Annotated in this window: 2 protein-coding genes; both read right to left on the bottom strand. The window is 69.0% G+C overall.

Going from position 1 to position 1,158, the window contains the following annotated elements:
• The coding region (locus LQV45_RS34305; RefSeq protein WP_230012333.1) for a GNAT family N-acetyltransferase at window positions 1–390 on the bottom strand (390 nt) is incomplete at its 3' end.
• A gap of 93 nt (window positions 391–483) precedes the next feature.
• The coding region (locus LQV45_RS34300; protein ID WP_230012332.1) for a DUF3516 domain-containing protein at window positions 484–1,158 on the bottom strand (675 nt) is incomplete at its 5' end.

Here is a 1,158-nt window from a genome sequence, read left to right as displayed (position 1 = left end):
CCTGATGGAGGGCTCGTTCCAGTCCAGGACACTCCATTCGACGCGCGCATAGCCCCGGTCGACGGCGGTCGCTGCCAGGTGCTGCAGCAGTGCCTTGCCGTGGCCCTCGCCGCGGGCCTCCGGCCGGACGTAGAGGTCCTCGAGGTAGATCCCGTGGACGCCCTCCCACGTGGAGTAGTTCAGGAACCAGAGGGCGAAGCCGCGGACCTCGCCCGCGGAGTTCTCCGCCATGGTGGCGAAGACCTTGGGATGCTCGCCGAAAAGGACCTCGGTGAGCATCTCGGGGGTGTTCCGGACGGCGTCCGGTTCCTTCTCGTAGAGGGCGAGGTCGTGGATCATCTGCAGGATGGCAGGGACGTCATGCGCCGTGGCAGGCCGGATTACACTCATTGTCCGAGTTTACCCGCGGCGCCATGGCCCAGGCTGGGGTACCGGCGCCGGCGACGGCCGCCCCCGTGCAGGCCAGCCCCCGTGCCGTCCCGCCTAGAGCCGGTTGACGTCCGTGACGCGGACGACGGCGGTCCCGGACTCGTCCGAGGCCGCCAGGTCCACGTCGGCGGAAATGCCCCAGTCGTGGTTGCCGGCGGGGTCATCGAAGATCTGCCGCACTTTCCACACCCCGGGTTCCTCGGTGATGATCAGCAGCCCGGGACCGCGGGCGTCCGGTCCGGTGCCGATGTCGTTGTGCTCATCAAAGTAGTCATCGAGGGCATCTTCCCAGCGCTCGGCGTCCCAGCCGGAGCCGGCGTCGAGCTCGCCCAGGGCGGTGGCGGCCTCATCGGCGAACAGCTCCACGCGGCGGAACATCTCGTTGCGCACCATCACCCGGAAGGCCCGGATGTTGGAGGTCAGCGACGGCGGCGGGGGCGGCGGAGCGTCGTGCGGTGTGGGCGCCGCGCCGGATGTGAGCTCTTCCCATTCGTCCAGCAGGCTGGAGTCCACCTGCCGGACCAGTTCGCCCAGCCAGGCGATGAGGTCCTCGAGGTCCTCACGGAGGGCATCCTGCGGGACCGTCTGGCGGAGCGCCTTGAAACCGTCGGCGAGGTAGCGCAGCACGATCCCCTCCGAGCGGGCGAGGCCGTAGAACTGGACGAACTCGCCGAAGTTCATGGCGCGCTCGTACATGTCCCGGACCACGGACTTGGGCGCGAGCTCGAA

Source organism: Microbacterium sp. Bi128, from assembly GCF_918698205.1.
The sequence above is the reverse complement of the archived record's forward strand: the minus strand, read 5'-3'. Positions and strand labels throughout refer to the sequence as shown.